This is a genomic window from Phaeobacter sp. NW0010-22 (assembly GCF_040365955.1).
In the GTDB taxonomy this organism is placed as follows: Bacteria; Pseudomonadota; Alphaproteobacteria; order Rhodobacterales; family Rhodobacteraceae; genus OMPR01.
Map to the genome: position 1 here is coordinate 144,432 of NZ_BAABWT010000002.1, position 16,865 is coordinate 161,296.

Genomic DNA, 16,865 nt, shown 5'->3' on the forward strand with positions numbered 1-16,865 from the left:
CGCTAAGCGTGGCTTAACTTAGAAGCTGAAGTATACACCAGCCTGGAATGTGTCGTTGTCGTTAGACGCACGACGGTAACCGGTTTCGAAAGAAGCACCGCCCCCGAGATCGTAGGAGTAGTGGATACCGTAGCTTTCGCCTTCGCCCAAGTTAGAGCCGGCGATGCCGTCGCGGTTGTCGCCACGACCAGCAGTTACGTCAGCCGCGTCTACCGCGTCTTCCGAAGTTACGAATGCAACGATTTTCGAAGCTGCACCGATTTCGTAGTTGCCGTACAGGCCCCATTTGCCGATGCCGTCGTTGTCTGCGTATGCAACGCGAACACCGAACTGACCCAGGTCACCCTGAACAGAGATGATTGCTTTGTCTTCCCAAGCGATGTCGGAGTCCTGGTAAGAACCAGCAACAGTCCAGTCGCCAAAGGTGTAAGCCATCATGATGGCGGCACGTGCAGCTGCGTTTGCAGCACCGTTACCAACACCAGGGTTTACAGTGCTGTCGTTGCGCTGCGAGTACGAAATGTGACCGGTGAAACCGTTCGCAGAGTACAGAGCTTCAACACCGTTTACGCCGGTGCCGCCTGAGCTGTATGCATCCCAGTTGAAGTATTCGTTGCTGACGTTACCAACGTGCGAAACGAAACCGGCACCATCGATACCCAGACCAGCGGTACGGGTTTCAAGGTATGTACCAGGTGTGTTTTCAACCGCACCGATGATGTTGCCTACGTTTACGCGGAAACCCTGGTAGGTTACGCCAAAACGTGCGCCGTTGAAGCCTGCGCCGTTTGCAACGTTGTCACGGCTTTCAGCCTGTGCACGGAAGCGAGCGTCAAAGCCAACACCCGAGTCAGTTTCAGCTGACATGTCGAACTGCAGACGCAGACGGCTGGTGATGGTTGTGCTGGAAACGCCGTTAACGTTGCTGTCGTTACCGTCGTTGTAATCCAAACCAAAACGGCCGTAACCGCTGATACGAACGTCTGCTGCGGCAACGCTGGCTGTTGCGATCAGCGCGGTCGTTGCGAAGAGAACTTTTTTCATCTTATTTTCCCTCGGTTTTCAAATCAGATGCCCAAACCGGAGAATCCAGCGTGGGTATGACATGGGGTTTCGCCCTTTCACCCCTATTTTGGCAAGACCTCCCAATTGGAAGCGATGCATTGGCATCAAGGATGGTGCAGCTTTGCCACAGTCCCCGCAGCTGACTGAGACTAAACGTACCTTTATACGCAACCGCATGCGCGATCTTAGCCGTTCTGGCGTCCAACCTTACATCGAAACGCCGAAATGCCCCTTCCATACTACGCGTACCTATATAGAGGCTTGCTCCGCTACTCAGGCTTGGGTAGGACAGAGCCTACAAAATATAGTGGGATTGCCTGACAATGTTCCATAGACCTTTGAAAACAGCTGTGATCCTTGCAGTATCCCTCGGCCTATCGGCCTGTGGCGGCTCGAAAAATTCGAGCGTCAATGTAACTGGCGCGCCGATCGACGACACCTACATCACGAATAATCGAGAATCTGCGCCTACGAATTACAAAAAATCGTCGATCTGGGATGTGTTTGGCCCAGATACCAGCGAACAGACAGCCAATGTGAATCGGTATCTCTGGAATGCATCTTTGGATGTGCTCAGCTTTTTGCCGGTTCAATCTGTCGATCCCTACACAGGTGTGATCCTCACTGGGTATGGAACCCCTCCCGGTGGTGGTCGCTCTTACAGAGCAACGGTGCACATCAAAGACGCCGCACTGGACGCACGCGCGCTGAACGTTTCGTTGCAAAGCAAAGGTGGCCCCGTTAGCCCGGCAACCGCCCGCGCAGTCGAAGACGCAATCCTCTCACGGGCACGTCAGCTGCGCATTGCCGACAGCAAGCTCTAGAAACCGAACCCATTCCATTCTATTACAACGCCGGGTTTCAGCCCGGCGTTTTCATTATCAAGGACCGCATCACATGGCGCGCTACTCTGCCTCCGAGATCGAAGCAAAATGGCAAGAGGCTTGGGACAAGGCCGGAATCTTCACTGCCACCCGCAGTGCAGACAAGCCAAAGTACTATGTGCTCGAGATGTTCCCCTATCCGTCGGGCAAGCTGCACATGGGTCACGTGCGCAACTATACGATGGGCGATGTGATCGCACGGCATAAGCTGGCCACCGGCCACAGTGTCCTGCATCCGATGGGGTTTGATGCCTTTGGCATGCCTGCAGAAAACGCGGCGATGGCCATTGGCGGTCACCCCAAGGATTGGACCTACTCCAACATCGACACCATGGTTGAGCAGATGAAACCGCTGGGCCTGTCGCTGGATTGGTCGCGCATGTTTGCCACCTGTGACGTCGAATACTACGGCCAACAGCAGTCTCTGTTCCTTGATTTCCTTGAAAAAGGTCTGGTCTACCGCAAAAACGCTGTGGTGAACTGGGACCCGGTCGATATGACCGTTCTCGCGAACGAACAGGTCGAAGGCGGCCGCGGCTGGCGCTCGGGCGCTTTGGTTGAACGGCGCGAACTGACCCAATGGTTCTTTAAGATTTCGGATTATTCCGAAGAATTGCTGAGCGCGTTGGACACGCTGGAAAACTGGCCTGCCAAGGTGCGCCTGATGCAGGAAAACTGGATCGGCAAATCTCGCGGCCTGCAGTTTGCGTTTGAACGCACCGATGGTGCTGAGCCGATCACTGTTTACACCACACGTCCTGACACGCTGAATGGCGCATCCTTTGTGGGGATCTCACCCGATCACCCGATCTCGAAAGAGCTCGAGGCGGACAACCCCGAACTCGCAGCATTCCTCACCGAATGCCGCAAAGGCGGCACCACCGAAGAAGCCATCGAAACTGCGCCAAAACTGGGCTACGACACTGGCATCAAAGTCAAACACCCGTTGAACCCGGATTGGGAACTGCCCGTCTGGATCGCCAACTTCATTCTTATGGATTACGGCACCGGCGCGATTTTTGCCTGCCCCGCCCACGATCAACGCGATCTGGACTTCTGCCGCAAATACGATCTGCCGGTTATCGATACCTTCTTTGCGCTCGACAATGACACACCTGTCTCAAAAGACGCGTTTGTCCCGCTCAAGTCGGAAAAGGTCCGCTGGGTGGATCACTTTGCCGGCCTGACCGAGGCCACCGGCGAAGACGCGATCAACACCACCATCGATTTCGCTGAAAAGGCCGGTTGGGGCGAAGGTGTCACCAAATACCGCCTGCGCGATTGGGGCCTGAGCCGTCAGCGGTATTGGGGCTGCCCGATTCCCGTGGTGCATTGTGATGCCTGTGGCGTGGTTCCCGAAAAGAAAGAGAACCTGCCGATCGAACTGCCCTATGACGAAGACGGCAAAGCGATCGACTTCTCGGTTCCCGGCAATCCGCTGGATCGCCACCCCACATGGCGCGACTGCGCCTGCCCATCCTGTGGCGCGCCCGCCAAGCGTGAAACCGACACGATGGACACGTTTGTAGATTCGTCTTGGTATTTCGCCCGTTTCACCGCCCCGCGCGCTGAAACGCCTACCGATATGGCCGAAGCTGAATACTGGATGAACGTCGATCAATACATCGGCGGCATCGAACACGCGATTCTGCACCTGCTCTATTCGCGCTTCTTTGCCCGCGCGATGCAGATAACTGGTCATTTGCCAGATAAAGCCATCGAACCGTTTGACGCTCTGTTCACCCAAGGCATGGTCACCCACGAAATCTACCAGACTCCTGGCGACAATGGCCGTCCGGTTTATCACCTCCCAGAGGACGTGACCGACGGCAAATTGGCTGACGGCACCGAGGTTGAAATCATCCCCTCTGCCAAAATGTCCAAATCCAAAAAGAACGTTGTTGATCCGGTCAGCATCATCTCGGCCTTTGGCGCAGACACAGCGCGCTGGTTTGTTCTGTCCGATTCCCCGCCCGAACGGGATGTGGAATGGACCGCATCTGGCGCCGAAGCCGCGCACAAACACCTGAACCGGGTGTGGAACCTGTGCGATAAAATCGGTGCGATGGACGTAGATGCAAAGGGTGAAGGGGACGACGAGCTGCTGCGCGAAACCCACAAAGCCATCCATGACGTGACCGTGGGCCTTGAATCCTTTGGCTTCAACGCCTCGATTGCCCGGCTTTATGGGTTCACCAACACTTTGGCCAAATCCAAAGCCGGTCACGCCGCCCAAAAGCAAGCAATCATGACCTTGGCACAGCTGATGTCACCGATGACCCCCCACCTGTCCGAAGACATCTGGGCCCATCAAGGTGGCACAGGATTGATCGCAACCGCCCCATGGCCCGTTGCGGACGAGGCGATGCTGGTCGACGACACCGTCACACTGCCAATCCAGATCAACGGCAAACGTCGCGCGGAAATCAGCGTGCCCGCCGATATGGACAAAGCCGAGGTTGAAAAAATCGCGCTGGCCACACATGCTGTGCAAAAGGCACTGGATGGGGCCCAGCCGAAAAAGATCATCGTTGTCCCCGGTCGGATCGTGAACGTTGTTGTTTAAACTCAAAAATCTGCTGCTGATCCCGCTGGCATTGATCACTTTGATGATCTCTGCCTGTGGGTTTGAGCCGGTTTATGGCACTGGTGGCACCGGATCCGCGCTGCGCGGCAAAGTCGAGGTATCGGCCCCCGATACGGTTGATACCTATCTCTTGGTCCAAAATCTGGAACAGCGGCTCGGCCGGTCTTCCAATGCTGAATACGACCTGAACGTCACCCTCGAAACCGAATTTCAGGGTCAGGCCATCACCGCATCAAACGAAACCACCCGTTATTCCATAGTTGGCCAGGCCGATTACACCCTTTTGTCGGTTGAGACCGGCGAAATCGTGGCCTCGGGCAATGTGCGGAACTTCACCGGCTATTCGGCAACTGGTTCAACCGTCGACACCTTGGCCAGTGAACGTGACGCCCGCAAACGTTTGATGATGATTCTTGCCGATCAGCTGACAACACAGCTCTATGCCACCGTGGAATTGCCCAAATGAAACTTAGCCCGCGCGAGGCAGATGGATATTTTGCCAAGCCTGACGCGGGTAAAACGGGCCTGTTGATCTATGGTGCGGATGCGATGCGCGTGGCGCTCAAACGCCAACAAGTGCTCGCGGCCCTGCTTGGCCCCACTGCCGACGAGGAAATGCGCCTGACCCGAATACCCGGCGCGGATCTGCGTAAAGATCCCGCACAGATCGTGGATGCTATCAAAGCAGTTGGCTTTTTCCCGGGTCGCCGTGCGGCGTTTATCGAAGACGCGACAGATACGGCAGCCCCTGCGATTCTGGCTGCCCTGCAAGATTGGGAACCCGGCGATGCACAGCTCATCGTCACTGCCGGTCAGCTCAAGGCCACTTCAAAGATCCGCAAAGCGTTTGAAGCACATCCAAACGCCTATGCCGTCGGGATTTACGACGATCCCCCATCGCGCGCCGAGATCGAGCGCACCTTGGCCGAGGCCGGGATGCCCTCCATCCCGCGGGATTCGATGTCGGCCCTGACCGATCTTGCCAATGATCTGGGGCCTGGCGATTTCACCCAGACCATTGAAAAGCTCGCGCTCTACAAACGGGGCGATACCACCGAACTCAGCATCGAAGACATCGAAGCCTGCGCGCCTCAGTCAACCGAGGCGGCGCTAGATGATGTGTTGAACGTGGTGGCCGAAGCCAAAGCCGGTGAAATCGGCCCCCTGATCCGCCGTCTACAGGCCCAAGGCACCAACGCCGTCAGCCTGTGTATCGGGGCAACGCGCCATTTCCGCATTCTATATGCCTGCGCCTCGGACCCCGGTGGCCCTGCTGCAGGCATTGGCCGGTTGCGCCCCCCAGTTTATGGCAAACGCCGCGATCGTATCTTGCGTCAGGCCCAGGCTTGGGGTCCACACAAGCTGGAAACAGCTTTGACCGTACTGACGGATACAGATCTTTCGCTGCGCTCAGCAGGCCAAACCGCCCCCGCTATGGCGTTGATGGAACGTGCGTTGATTCGTATGGCAATGCTGGCACGATCACGCTAGCGCGATCTGACGATGCGTTCCGGTTGACCTTTGATCGTGCGTCCCCAAATTTGCGAGCAAGCTGATCAAATAGGGACTTCATCTCATGTACAAAATCTATGGCCGCCTTCAAAGCCGTGCCTCGCGGGTCATCTGGTTGCTCGAAGAGCTGGGCCAAGAGTATGAATTCATCGACGTGGGTCCGCACGATCCACAAGTCACAGCACTAAACGTGTCCGGCAAAATCCCGGTCCTGGTGGATGGTGATGCTGTGCTGACTGATTCTGTCGCGATCATGACCTATCTCGCTGACAAACACGGCGCGTTCACCTATCCCGCTGGCACCGTTGAACGCGCACAGCAAGATGCGTTGACCCACACAATCGTCGATGAATTCGACGCCCTCCTGTGGACCGCGATGCGCCATCAGTTCATTTTACCCGAAGACAAACGTGTCGGGGCGGTTGCCGAAAGCCTGATGTGGGAATTCGGCCGCAATTTCCAGCGTATGTCAGACCGTGCCAAAGGGCCTTACCTGCAGGGCGAAAAGATGACGATTGCGGACATTCTGTGTGTGCACTGCATGAACTGGGCGCATGGTGTCGGCTTTCCAATGAACAGCGACAGCATGAAGGCCTATGGCAAACTTGTGCGATCTCGCGAAGCGCCTGCCCGCATAGCGGCACTGGCCAAGAAAGACTGACTTATCCGGTCTGGCGCAGGTATTCTGCGGCAGACCGCCCCGCCCATCGTCCCGTAGCCAGACAGGCCGTCAGCAGATAGCCCCCGGTTGGGGCCTCCCAATCCAACATCTCTCCGGCGCAGAACACCCCCGGTATGGCGGTCAACATCAGCCCGTCGGTCAGCGCGTCCTGACACACGCCCCCCGCGGTAGAGATCGCCTCGTCCATCGGTCTGAGCCCAGCATGATCAATACGCAACCCTTTGATAAGGCGTGCGAGATCAGTAATGTCAGCTGGCAAAGGTCGCCCAAATTCCTGCAACAGAGCCATGCGCGCCGCCCCCAGTTTCAACGCCTTGCGCAGGTGATTGGCCATGCTGGACTTACCGCGTGGTTTGCTCAAGCGTTTGATGACGTCGGCCTCGCTAAGGTCCGGCAGCAGGTCGATGATCAAAACAGCGCCTTCGCGCACGGGTTTGCTAATCGTATAGATCCCACCCCCTTCAAGCCCGCGTTGTGAAATCACCGCCTCGCCGCGCGTACGGGTATCACCTGCATGCAAGGCCACACCTTTCAGCGGTTCGCCAAACATCGGTTTCATGTGATCGGACCAGTTCACCAAGACCCCAGCATTGGCCGCAGCAAAGGGCGCCAACTCAACACCCCGGTCCGTCAACAACGGAGCCCAAGCGCCATCAGACCCTAACCGGGACCAGCTTGCCCCACCCAAGGCCAAAACCGTAACATCCGCAGATGCCAATTGCGCACCCTCGAGCGTGTCAAAGCGCAGGGCTGCGCCATCCCACCCGGTCCACCGCCAGCGGGTGCGCAACTCAACGCCCATCTCTGCCAGTCGCGTCATCCATGCCCGTAACAGCGGCGAGGCCTTCATGACTTTTGGAAAAACACGGCCCGTTGAACCAGTAAACAGCTCCTGTCCCAGATCGCGCGCCCAATTTTGTACGATTTGGGCATCAAACTCCCCAATCATTGGGCGCAACCAGTCGCCTGCGGTGCCATAGGCGTGCATCAAATCGTCAATCGGTTCGTCCTTGGTCAGGTTCAAACCCGATTTACCCGCCATCAGGAATTTGCGCGCGACTGACGGTTTTGCCTCAACAATCAGCACCTTACAGCCTGCGCGGGCCAGTTCCTCGGCTGCCATTAAACCGGCTGGGCCTGCTCCGATCACCACTGCTTGTGCCATTGCCATGCCTCTTGTCCCCTGCGCCCAATGGCACACCTTTGTTCAAAGCGTACAAAATCAGGTCCAAAATGTCCGATCCTATCTGCCCTCTGTGTCGTCGCCCGATCCCACCTGAAGCAAAACAAAGCCAGCACCATCTGACTCCAAAACTAAAGGGAGGCAAGGGCGGCCCAACGGTTCTGTTGCATCACATCTGTCACCAAGAAATCCACGCCACACTGACCGAGGCAGAATTGGCGCGTGACTTTGCCACGATCGAAGCGCTGCGCGATCACCCGCGCTTGGCCAAGTTCATCACCTGGATCGCCAAGCGCCCGCCCGGATTTCAGTCCAAAGTTCCCGGCAGACGCCGAAAGCGTTAAATCCCTTTGTGGATCGGATCGCCAAACGCATCTTTTAAGGATGCATTCAGGCCTGTGACTTCAAAGCCCAGATAATCCGGTGCGGGGACAAAACTTGCATCAGGGATGTGCTGAATTTCCAAAGTCGTGTAGGGGCGTTTCCACAGCCATTCACGGTTCGCCACAGACCAGAGATCTGACTTGGGTGGGTGTTCATTCGTAAAGGCATAAAAGTGCAGATCGAACCCATAGGGTTCAACCTCTTGCACAGACAAGAGACGCATCCCCAGTGGCATCAATACCGTCTCTTCCGCCTGAATATCCCCACTGCGCAACGTGATTTGACCAATACAGGTATTGGCAAAGGGCGCGTTGGCATCCCCTGCGTCCCTTGGGCGATTGCCTTGGAAATCATGCTGCAACAGCTCGATCACAAAGCCTTGGGGATCGCTCAGATGGGCCATATAGCCGATATCAAGAAACTGCTGTGGATCACCAACCTGCACCCCAAGAGACCGCAGATGATCCACCGCAAGATCCACGTTGGGCACCGTGATACCGATTTTCCAATAGCGTTGCGCTCTGTCGTGCGTGTACCCGCCACCGCCCGGACACAGGACGAGGTCCGCGTCCTGCCCCGGATACCCAACGCGCCAGTTCGCCCCATCCTGTTGAACCTGCATACCAAGTGCAGTGCCATAAAATGCCGACAGCTCCTGAGGGTTTGCGACGCGCAGCCGAACGCCAGAAAGCCTCATGCGCACATTTCTGCGATTCCGGCTGCGATAGCCGGCTTTGCGGCGATGCTATCGGCCACCAATTCACGCGCGACATCCATAAGCGCATCCGGTTCAACCACCCGGTCCACCAGACCAAAGCCATACGCCTCGTCCGCCATGATCTTTTGCCCGGCCATGAAGATCAATTTGGTGCGCGACGGGCCGATAAGGGCTGCCATGCGTTTCGGATCAGAGGGTTGGGGCAAAAAGCCCAGCTTCATCACCGGGTAAAAGAACTTGGCTGTCGGAACCGCAATCCGCAGATCGCACGCCAGTGCCATGCCATTTGACCCGCCCGCCAACGTTCCGTTCAGTGCCGCAATCGTCAGACAGGGCAATGCCGCAATCGCACCTGACAAGCGTTCCCACAGATCCGAGGTGGCAAGTCCAGCTTTGGCCGCCTCTAGATCGGCGCCCGCGCTGAACACCTTGCCTGTGCCGGTCAGGATCAACGCCTTGGCTTCGGTCGCGGATTCAGCAATCTCGGCCAATTCACGCAGCATATCCTCGGTCAGTGAGTTTGCCTTGTCCGGGCGGTTGATCGTTACGATCCACAGCCCGTTGTCTTTGCTCAGTTCAATCATATCAGGCCAACCCGTTTCCGAATGCCTTCATCCCGCAACGAGATTTCACTGCCAATAAATTCGTCCGCATCCGCCGAACACATCCACAGCAGGGTCTTGGCAGGCCAGTCCGCTGGAACATGGTCTTCCCACGCCAGTTTGCTGATGGGGTTGATGCCCGATGACTTGATTTCACGCTGCATCTGGGTGGCGACGGTTCCCGGCGACAGACCCATTGCGCGGATGCCCTGTGCGCGTTCTTCTTTGTCCAAGCAGGAGGTCAGCATTGCCGCCCCGGCTTTGGAAGAACAATAGTGACTCCACGCCTCAACCGGGCCATGCGCCGCGCCCGAACTGATGGTCAGAATGCTGCCACCACCGGCTTTCTGCATCACAGGCAACGCAGCACGCATGCCATAGAATACGCCCTTGAGGTTGATGTCGATGACCTTACCCCACTCGGCGGGATCAGCTGTGGCAAGGTGCGAAATCGGTTCGATGACCCCGGCGTTTCCGATCAAAATGTCCAAACCGCCGAAACGATCAACACAAGTTTGCACGGCTGCTTCGACCTGCGCATAGTCGCTGACATCGCAAGGGATGGCGATTGCCTGATCGCCAATTTCTGCTGCGAGTTCAGTGATATGACCCGCACCGCGCGCCACCAAAGCGACATTGGCACCTGCACTGGCAAAAATACGCCCAGCTTCGGCCCCTATTCCACGGCTTGCACCAGTGATTAGAACTGTTTTTCCACGCAAATCCATTGATTTTCCCCCTGAACACATATCTTGAGGTCAGTGGTACTGTGCCGGGGGGAGCGGGTCCACCCCTTGCCCCTTGACGCCTGCAACGTGAGCGCAGACCATACGCCAAATTGATCGAGAAGGGTTCACTTATGTCTATTCTGTTTCGCCGTTCCTGCGGTGCGGCACTTGTTTATGCCGTTGCCACCCAAGGTGCCTGGGCTGATCTGTCCGCCAATGATGTCTGGTCCGACTGGAAAACCTATATGGGCGGAATGGGCTACGAGGTCACAGGAACCGAAGCAACATCAGGCAATGTTCTGACGGTAACCGACCTGAAAGTCGCGATGGAAATGCCCGAAGGCGAAGGCAGCGGTTCTGGCACCTTGCCCGAAGTGTCGTTCACCGAGAACGGCGATGGCACCGTATCCATTGATTTCCCCGCGCAGCTGCCGATTGCATTCAATATCGCCGCCGAGGGCGAAGAGCCGGTCACGGGTGAACTGCTTTACAGCATGGACCAGATGAAAACCGTGGTCTCGGGCACGCCTGAGGAGATGTTGTATACCTATACAGCAGCGGGACTGTCGGCCAAGGTGACCTCTCTGATCGCTGAGGGTAAAGAATTGGCCGGGACCGCCCTGAACATCAGCATCGATATGAAAGATGTTGCCGGGACATCCAAATCCACCATCGCCGAACAGCGCGGCATGGAGCAGGCGTTCACAGTTGCATCCACCACGTATAACCTGAGCTTTGATGACCCTGAGTCCGATGACCAAGCCGCCTTTAACGGCGCGTTCAATGGCATCAACTTCAACGGCTCGGGCCAGTTCCCGACTGACATGAGCGTGTCGGACTATGAGGCGTTGATTGCCGCTGGTTTTCGCTTTGCCGGTGGGTTCACGTTTGACTCGGGTAGCAGTGCCCTGTCGGGAAATGGCGAAGGAGAAGAGTTCGCGTATACCAGCACCTCGCAAGGGGGGGCATTCAATGTCGCGATGGATGGCGCGCGCATTGGGTATGACGTTTCCCAGAACGCGACCGACATTTCGGTCACGGTACAGGATTTGCCATTTCCGATTGACCTGAAAATGGCCAAAGCCGGGTTTAAATTCGATTTCCCAATGCAGCAGTCAGAAGAGTTGCAGCCGTTCAGCATGGCGATAAACCTGACCGATTTCACTATGTCAGATATGATCTGGGGCATGTTTGATCCGGCCGGCGCTTTGCCGCGTGATCCAGCAACTGTTTCGCTGGATACCACGGGCATGGCCAAGGTTCTGGTCAACTTCCTTGACCCCGCTGTTGCGGAAACGTTGGAACAGACGGGGGCCGCCCCCGGCGAGTTGCATGCTTTGACCATCAACCAGTTGCTGGTGTCGATGGTGGGGGCGAAGCTGGCGGGTACCGGTGCCTTTGAATTCGACAACACCAACACCGCGGCCTTTGATGGCATGCCTGCGCCTTCGGGCTCGGCTGATCTTGAGCTGAGCGGCGCCAACGGCCTGATCGACAAGCTGATTGCCATGGGCATGATGTCTGATTCAGACGCCATGGGCGCGCGCATGATGATGGGCATGTTGGCCGTACCGGGTGACGCGCCTGATACGTTGAAATCAACCATCGAAATCAACAAACAGGGCCACATAATCGCCAACGGCCAACGCCTGAAGTGATCAAACCCACCTGAAACAGAGCAAAGGCCCCCTGAGAGCGGGGCCTTTGTTTTATGCCCTTGTCCCTGTGATCAAACGCCATCCTGCCTTTGGGTCGTCAACTTTTGGGGACCGGGACTTGCAGGGCGGGCGGGCCAAGGCTAGGTCCTGTGTAACCCTTTCAAGAGATGAGCCCGCAATGACCCTAAGCCCAGAACAGATCAGCCACGCCTTGCTGGAAGCCGCCCAAAAAGCCGGTGCACACAGCGCGGATGCCATGGTTGTTCAGGGTACATCCGTGTCTGTGGATGTGCGCAAGGGCGCATTGGAACATGCGGAACGATCCGAGGGCACAGATTTGGGCTTGCGGGTTTTGTTAGGGCATCGACAGGCGATCGTGTCGGCCTCGGACAGCAGCCCCGCCACGCTGACCGCTATGGCAGAACGCGCTGTGGCGATGGCGCGCGAAGCCCCCGAAGACCCGTATTCCGGATTGGCAGAGACCGATCAACTGGCCCAGAATACGGATTATGCCGCATTAGAGCTGTTTGATCCGACACCGGAACCGACGCCCAAGATGTTGCAAGACGATGCGCTGGCTGCCGAAGCTGCGGCCGCGGCTGTTGAAGGCGTGACGCAGGTGTCTGCGGCCGGGGCCGGGTATGGGGAACATCGCGTGCATCTGGCCGCCAGCAACGGGTTTTCAAGCGGCTATGCCAGAACCAGCCGATCCACATCCTGTGTCGCGATTGCGGGAACAGGCACGGGAATGGAGCGGGACTATGATGGCGATGGGCGCAGTTTTCAGGCGGATCTGCGTGATCCAGCCGATATTGGCCGCACAGCAGGCGAACGCGCGATCCAATTGGTCGGCGCCCGCAAACCGGCAACCGGCAGCTTTCCCGTTATGTTTGATGAGCGAATTTCCTCGTCTCTGATCGGGCATTTGATGGCCGCGAGCAACGGCTCGGCCATTGCTCGCGGGTCATCGTGGCTAAAGGACTGTCTGGGCGAGCAGGTTCTGCCTGACCACCTGTCGGTGATCGAAGACCCCCATCGCAAACGCGTCTCAGGATCGCGCCCATTTGACGCTGAGGGGCTGCCAACACAGCGCCGCGCGGTGATCGAAAACGGCATTCTGACTGGTTGGACACTGGATTTGTCCAGCGCGCGCAAGCTGAACATGACGTCGACCGGGAATGCAGTACGCGGTGTGTCTTCGCCCCCGTCACCATCCAGCTGGAACCTTGAGCTGACCCAAGGGGCCCAGAGCCGCGCCGATCTGATGCGGGACATGGGCACTGGCTTGTTAGTCACATCGATGATCGGATCGACCATCAACCCGAACACCGGCGACTATTCGCGTGGCGCATCAGGGTTTTGGATCGAAAACGGTGAGATCGCGTATCCGGTGAATGAATGCACCATCGCGGGCAATCTGCGCGACATGCTGATGCGGATCATCCCAGCAAACGATGCCCGCACGCATTTGTCGCGGGTGGTGCCATCGCTGCTGATCGAAGGGATGACCCTTGCCGGCAGCTGATCTTGACCTGCTCATCGAGGCGGCGCTGGAATCCGGGCGCATTGCCACACGGTTTTCTGGAGCTGACGCCAAACGCTGGGATAAACCAGATGACGCGGGCCCTGTGACCGAAGCCGATCTGGCGGTGAATGAAATGCTGGAAGATCGGCTGCCATCTGCGCGGCCTGACTATGGTTGGCTCAGTGAAGAAACCGAAGACAATTCCAGCCGCCTGAGCAAAGATCGTGTGTTCATTGTGGATCCAATTGACGGCACGCGCAGCTTTGCCGAAGGGGCCAAAACCTGGGCCCATTCGTTGGCGATTGCAGACCATGGGATCGTAACGGCGGCGGTGATTTACCTGCCACTGCGCGATTTGCTGTACACCGCAGAAGCAGGCAAAGGGGCGCAATTGAATGGCGTGCCAATCTGCATTTCCGAACCAGGCACCCTGAGCGCAGCCAACTTGCTGGCGGCCAAACCCAATCTGGCGGCGCAGCATTGGTTGTCAGGACAGCCGCCGCAATTTGGCCATGCCTATCGCCCCTCTTTGGCCTATCGCATGGCCTTGGTTGCACAGGGGCGGTTTGACGGCATGTTGACCCTGCGCGCCAGTTGGGAATGGGATATTGCTGCGGGCGATCTGATCATTCGCGAGGCTGGTGGCCTGTGCACCGATCGCGCGGGATTGGACCTGAGGTTCAACAACGCCTATCCCAAGCTGAACGGCGTGGTTGCCGGAGGGGAGTTGGTGCACGAAGAGGTCAGCGTCGCGCTGAACCCTGAGAGCCCCGGCATTCCAGGGTGACAGGCTTCGGCTTGACGCGGGGGTGCAAACTCGTAGGTTGCCCGCATCTCGGAACTCTTTTTTACTGTCAGGAAAAGCGCCATGACCCAACGTCTTCATCTTGTATTCGGAGGGGAGCTTGTCGACCCGACCCGCAGTGTGTTCAAGGATGTGAACGACATCCATATGGTTGGCATGTTCCCGGATTATCAAACCGCTTATGACGCATGGAAAGCCGAAGCACAGCGCACGGTCGACAATGCGCATATGCGGTATTTCATTGCCCACATCCATCGCCTGCGGGATGAAACCGCCGAAGCATCCTCGACAGAAGAGTTAGGCTAATCTGATGGGCCGCGCGCTCAGCCTTGCGGCCTATCGTGCGTTGTCTTGGCGCACTGCCACACCGACACAAAGTGCCCCCTTGCCGGTTCGACCGGAGGGAGAACTGTTGTGGGTTCACATCGGGGATCACGCGCGCGTCGCCCCCTTGGGGGATCTGTGCAGACGGTTGTTGGTGCAACGTCCGGGTCTACACATCCTGTTCACGCACCCTGTCGATGTGGATGTGAGCAACTGGAGCAATCTTTGCTCGTCATTTGTTCCATTGCCAGCAGATCACCCCAGCGCGACACGTAGTTTTCTGGATCATTGGAAGCCTGACATGTGCCTCTGGTCGGGAGGGGATTTGCAACCCAATCTGCTGAGTCAGGCCTCAGCCAGCCGCGTGCCTCTCGTTCTAGTTGATGCGCGCGAGGAGGATATCACCCCGCGCCGGCTGCGTTGGTTGCCCGATTTGACCCGCACGACATTGGACTGTTTTGACATGCTGATGGCGGTGGATGAATCTGTGGCACGGGTAATCCGGCGGGCTGGCATTGGTTCGGGAAAGGTTCAGGTTTCTGCGCCCCTGCGCGTTAGCCCATCCCCCACTCCGTGGCCCGAAGATGAATTGGTCGATACCAATCATGCCTTGGCCGGTCGCCCTGTCTGGTTGTCCGCATGGACGCAGGACAAAGAGTTCATTTCAGTCCTGACTGCCCATCGCAATGCGTTACGGATGCTGCATCGTCTTCTGCTGGTGTTGCATGTGGCAGATCCAGCGGAATCCGGTCCCCTGCAAGCCCGGCTGGCGGCGATGGATTTACGCTGTGCTGATTGGGATGCAGGCGATGAGATCGAAGATACAACACAGGTGATCCTGAGCGCCGAAGCCGAAGATCTGGGCCTTTGGTTCCGGGTTGCGCCGTTGACGTTCATGGGCAGTTCGTTGGAGCCGGGCGGCCGGGGGCGCGATCCACTGATTGCCGCGGCTTTGGGATCTGCCTTGCTGTATGGGCCAAATGTGCGCAATCACATCGACACCTATTCGCGCCTCGCAGCATCTGGGGCTGGGCGGTCCGTGCGCGATGCCGAGGCCTTGGGCGCAGGCGTTGTTCAGCTTTTGGCCCCGGACCATGCCGCCACCATGGCCTTGGCCGGATGGCAATTGGTGACCGAAGGCGCCCATCAGATTGATCAGGTGATCGAGCTGGTTCAGGATAGATTGGACGAACGCGAGGTGAACCATGCGGCCCCCTGAATTCTGGAACACTGGCCCGGATCACGCGGATTGGCGGGCACATCTGTTGGCCCCGCTCGGTGCGCTTTATGCGCGTGCGACCGCAAAGCGGATCGCGACGGGGGATGGTGGTGTGCGTCCCGGTGTGCCGGTGATCTGTATTGGCAACCTGAACGCCGGGGGGACCGGTAAGACACCCACAGCGATTTGGGTGTTGGACCAATTGCGAAACGCAGGACATGAGCCCCATGTGGTAACCCGCGGCTATGGCGGATCGCTTGAGGGGCCAGTGCGTGTTGATCCCGGCAAACACAGGGCCAAACATGTGGGGGACGAGCCGCTTTTGTTGGCGGCCTTTGCCGAGGTTTGGGTGGCCAAAGATCGCGCCGCTGGGGCCATGGCTGCCGCTGCAGATGGCGCAACCGTGATCGTGCTGGATGATGGGTTCCAAAACCCGTCGGTAGCAAAGGACCTGTCCATCATCGTTGTGGACGCGGCACAGGGGTTTGGAAATGGCAAGTGCCTGCCTGCGGGACCATTGCGGGAACCTGTTTCAGTTGGGTTGGCCCGCGCTGATCTGGTGCTTTCGCTCGGGGATGCCGAGGCACAGGCGCAGTTTGCAGAACATTGGGGCGATCAGGTTCACCTGCCGCAGGCCACGGGCGAGGTCCAACCGCTGCAAACCGGGATGGATTGGAAAGATACGCCTGTGTTGGCCTTTGCTGGGATCGGGAACCCTGAGAAGTTCTTTCGCACCCTGCGCCAACAAGGGGCAGACTTGCGCCGGGCCGAGGCACTGGACGATCACCAACCCCTGACGCAGGCGCTGATGACCCGGTTGGAGAATGAATCTCGTTTACTGGGGGCGCAAATGGTCACCACAGAGAAAGACGCAGTGCGCCTGCCCCCTGCGTTTCGCAGCAAGGTAATCACCTTGCCTGTGCGCCTTGAGGTTGCCCAAGATGACATGGTGCGGGACATGATGCTTGCGGTTGCACCGGCCCCTTAGG

At 57.7% G+C, this 16,865-nt stretch carries 17 protein-coding genes; 12 read left to right on the plus strand and 5 right to left on the minus strand.

The window, feature by feature from the left end; all coding sequences use genetic code 11:
* Positions 1-18: 18 nt before the first annotated feature.
* Positions 19-1,044 (minus strand): porin, encoded by a 1,026-nt coding sequence (locus tag ABWV33_RS04885; protein ID WP_113822358.1) that lies wholly within the window; start codon positions 1,042-1,044, stop codon positions 19-21.
* A gap of 344 nt (positions 1,045-1,388) precedes the next feature.
* Here ABWV33_RS04885 and ABWV33_RS04890 point away from each other — a divergent pair, with 344 nt between their 5' ends.
* The 5 genes from ABWV33_RS04890 (at position 1,389) to ABWV33_RS04910 (ending at position 6,709) form a co-directional block, all read left to right on the plus strand.
* On the plus strand, positions 1,389-1,889 hold the full coding sequence (locus ABWV33_RS04890; RefSeq protein WP_121997759.1) for a DUF3576 domain-containing protein: 501 nt from the start codon (positions 1,389-1,391) through the stop codon (positions 1,887-1,889).
* Positions 1,890-1,962: 73 nt separating this feature from the next.
* Positions 1,963-4,515 (plus strand): leucine--tRNA ligase, encoded by a 2,553-nt coding sequence (leuS, locus tag ABWV33_RS04895; RefSeq protein ID WP_353329327.1) that lies wholly within the window; start codon positions 1,963-1,965, stop codon positions 4,513-4,515.
* Positions 4,516-4,558: 43 nt separating this feature from the next.
* Positions 4,559-5,002, plus strand: coding sequence for an LPS assembly lipoprotein LptE (gene lptE, locus ABWV33_RS04900; protein WP_113822464.1), 444 nt, complete (start codon positions 4,559-4,561; stop codon positions 5,000-5,002).
* Positions 4,999-6,027, plus strand: coding sequence for a DNA polymerase III subunit delta (gene holA / locus ABWV33_RS04905; protein WP_353329328.1), 1,029 nt, complete (start codon positions 4,999-5,001; stop codon positions 6,025-6,027). The genes lptE and holA overlap by 4 nt, the downstream gene beginning before the upstream one ends.
* 85 nt (positions 6,028-6,112) lie before the next feature.
* Entirely contained in the window at positions 6,113-6,709 is a 597-nt protein-coding gene (locus tag ABWV33_RS04910) for a glutathione S-transferase family protein (protein ID WP_353329329.1), read from the plus strand.
* A gap of 1 nt (position 6,710) precedes the next feature.
* On the opposite strand, the gene ABWV33_RS04915 is transcribed toward ABWV33_RS04910, so the two are convergent.
* Positions 6,711-7,895 carry a TIGR03862 family flavoprotein gene (locus ABWV33_RS04915; RefSeq protein ID WP_353329606.1) on the minus strand — a complete coding sequence of 395 codons (1,185 nt, stop codon included), beginning with the start codon at positions 7,893-7,895 and terminating at the stop codon, positions 6,711-6,713.
* 68 nt (positions 7,896-7,963) lie between these two features.
* Between ABWV33_RS04915 and ABWV33_RS04920 the strand changes: the two genes are divergently transcribed.
* Positions 7,964-8,257 carry an HNH endonuclease gene (locus ABWV33_RS04920; RefSeq protein WP_121997756.1) on the plus strand — a complete coding sequence of 98 codons (294 nt, stop codon included), beginning with the start codon at positions 7,964-7,966 and terminating at the stop codon, positions 8,255-8,257.
* Here ABWV33_RS04920 and ABWV33_RS04925 read toward each other — a convergent pair.
* From ABWV33_RS04925 to ABWV33_RS04935, 3 genes are read right to left on the minus strand one after another with little or no spacing between them, the layout of a single operon-like run.
* Positions 8,254-8,994: a VOC family protein gene (locus tag ABWV33_RS04925; protein WP_353329330.1), complete on the minus strand. Its 741-nt coding sequence runs from the start codon at positions 8,992-8,994 to the stop codon at positions 8,254-8,256. The two genes, ABWV33_RS04920 and ABWV33_RS04925, sit on opposite strands and share 4 nt — an antisense overlap.
* Positions 8,991-9,599, minus strand: a complete 609-nt coding sequence (locus ABWV33_RS04930) for an enoyl-CoA hydratase/isomerase family protein (RefSeq protein WP_164621135.1) — start codon at positions 9,597-9,599, stop codon at positions 8,991-8,993. Before ABWV33_RS04930 ends, ABWV33_RS04925 begins: the two co-directional genes overlap by 4 nt.
* A complete protein-coding gene (locus tag ABWV33_RS04935; RefSeq protein ID WP_113822367.1) occupies positions 9,596-10,345 on the minus strand; it encodes an SDR family oxidoreductase in 750 nt (249 codons plus the stop codon). Before ABWV33_RS04935 ends, ABWV33_RS04930 begins: the two co-directional genes overlap by 4 nt.
* 131 nt (positions 10,346-10,476) lie before the next feature.
* Between ABWV33_RS04935 and ABWV33_RS04940 the strand changes: the two genes are divergently transcribed.
* From ABWV33_RS04940 to lpxK, 6 genes are all read left to right on the plus strand, one after another.
* Positions 10,477-12,003: a DUF2125 domain-containing protein gene (locus tag ABWV33_RS04940; protein ID WP_353329331.1), complete on the plus strand. Its 1,527-nt coding sequence runs from the start codon at positions 10,477-10,479 to the stop codon at positions 12,001-12,003.
* Positions 12,004-12,181: 178 nt separating this feature from the next.
* The gene (locus ABWV33_RS04945) at positions 12,182-13,528 is read left to right on the plus strand and encodes a TldD/PmbA family protein (RefSeq protein ID WP_353329332.1); all 1,347 of its coding nucleotides are present in this window, start codon (positions 12,182-12,184) and stop codon (positions 13,526-13,528) included.
* A complete protein-coding gene (locus ABWV33_RS04950) occupies positions 13,515-14,315 on the plus strand; it encodes an inositol monophosphatase family protein (protein ID WP_353329333.1) in 801 nt (266 codons plus the stop codon). Before ABWV33_RS04945 ends, ABWV33_RS04950 begins: the two co-directional genes overlap by 14 nt.
* 81 nt (positions 14,316-14,396) lie before the next feature.
* Positions 14,397-14,639, plus strand: coding sequence for a DUF4170 domain-containing protein (locus ABWV33_RS04955; protein ID WP_113822371.1), 243 nt, complete (start codon positions 14,397-14,399; stop codon positions 14,637-14,639).
* Between the two features lie 4 nt (positions 14,640-14,643).
* A complete protein-coding gene (locus ABWV33_RS04960; protein WP_353329334.1) occupies positions 14,644-15,876 on the plus strand; it encodes a 3-deoxy-D-manno-octulosonic acid transferase in 1,233 nt (410 codons plus the stop codon).
* A complete protein-coding gene (lpxK, locus tag ABWV33_RS04965; protein WP_353329335.1) occupies positions 15,863-16,864 on the plus strand; it encodes a tetraacyldisaccharide 4'-kinase in 1,002 nt (333 codons plus the stop codon). The genes ABWV33_RS04960 and lpxK overlap by 14 nt, the downstream gene beginning before the upstream one ends.
* The last annotated feature ends 1 nt before the right edge of the window (position 16,865 follow it).

Excerpts from the sequence above, each read along its gene's own strand:
- ABWV33_RS04915 (WP_353329606.1), bottom strand. The coding sequence starts at position 7,895 with ATGGCACAAGCAGTGGTGATCGGAGCAGGCCCAGCCGGTTTAATGGCA.
- ABWV33_RS04935 (WP_113822367.1), bottom strand. The coding sequence starts at position 10,345 with ATGGATTTGCGTGGAAAAACAGTTCTAATCACTGGTGCAAGCCGTGGA.
- ABWV33_RS04930 (WP_164621135.1), bottom strand. The coding sequence starts at position 9,599 with ATGATTGAACTGAGCAAAGACAACGGGCTGTGGATCGTAACGATCAAC.
- ABWV33_RS04940 (WP_353329331.1), top strand. The coding sequence starts at position 10,477 with ATGTCTATTCTGTTTCGCCGTTCCTGCGGTGCGGCACTTGTTTATGCC.
- ABWV33_RS04890 (WP_121997759.1), top strand. The coding sequence starts at position 1,389 with ATGTTCCATAGACCTTTGAAAACAGCTGTGATCCTTGCAGTATCCCTC.
- leuS (WP_353329327.1), top strand. The coding sequence starts at position 1,963 with ATGGCGCGCTACTCTGCCTCCGAGATCGAAGCAAAATGGCAAGAGGCT.
- ABWV33_RS04885 (WP_113822358.1), bottom strand. The coding sequence starts at position 1,044 with ATGAAAAAAGTTCTCTTCGCAACGACCGCGCTGATCGCAACAGCCAGC.
- lptE (WP_113822464.1), top strand. The coding sequence starts at position 4,559 with ATGATCTCTGCCTGTGGGTTTGAGCCGGTTTATGGCACTGGTGGCACC.
- ABWV33_RS04945 (WP_353329332.1), top strand. The coding sequence starts at position 12,182 with ATGACCCTAAGCCCAGAACAGATCAGCCACGCCTTGCTGGAAGCCGCC.
- ABWV33_RS04920 (WP_121997756.1), top strand. The coding sequence starts at position 7,964 with ATGTCCGATCCTATCTGCCCTCTGTGTCGTCGCCCGATCCCACCTGAA.
- holA (WP_353329328.1), top strand. The coding sequence starts at position 4,999 with ATGAAACTTAGCCCGCGCGAGGCAGATGGATATTTTGCCAAGCCTGAC.
- lpxK (WP_353329335.1), top strand. The coding sequence starts at position 15,863 with ATGCGGCCCCCTGAATTCTGGAACACTGGCCCGGATCACGCGGATTGG.
- ABWV33_RS04960 (WP_353329334.1), top strand. The coding sequence starts at position 14,644 with ATGGGCCGCGCGCTCAGCCTTGCGGCCTATCGTGCGTTGTCTTGGCGC.
- ABWV33_RS04955 (WP_113822371.1), top strand. The coding sequence starts at position 14,397 with ATGACCCAACGTCTTCATCTTGTATTCGGAGGGGAGCTTGTCGACCCG.
- ABWV33_RS04925 (WP_353329330.1), bottom strand. The coding sequence starts at position 8,994 with ATGAGGCTTTCTGGCGTTCGGCTGCGCGTCGCAAACCCTCAGGAGCTG.
- ABWV33_RS04910 (WP_353329329.1), top strand. The coding sequence starts at position 6,113 with ATGTACAAAATCTATGGCCGCCTTCAAAGCCGTGCCTCGCGGGTCATC.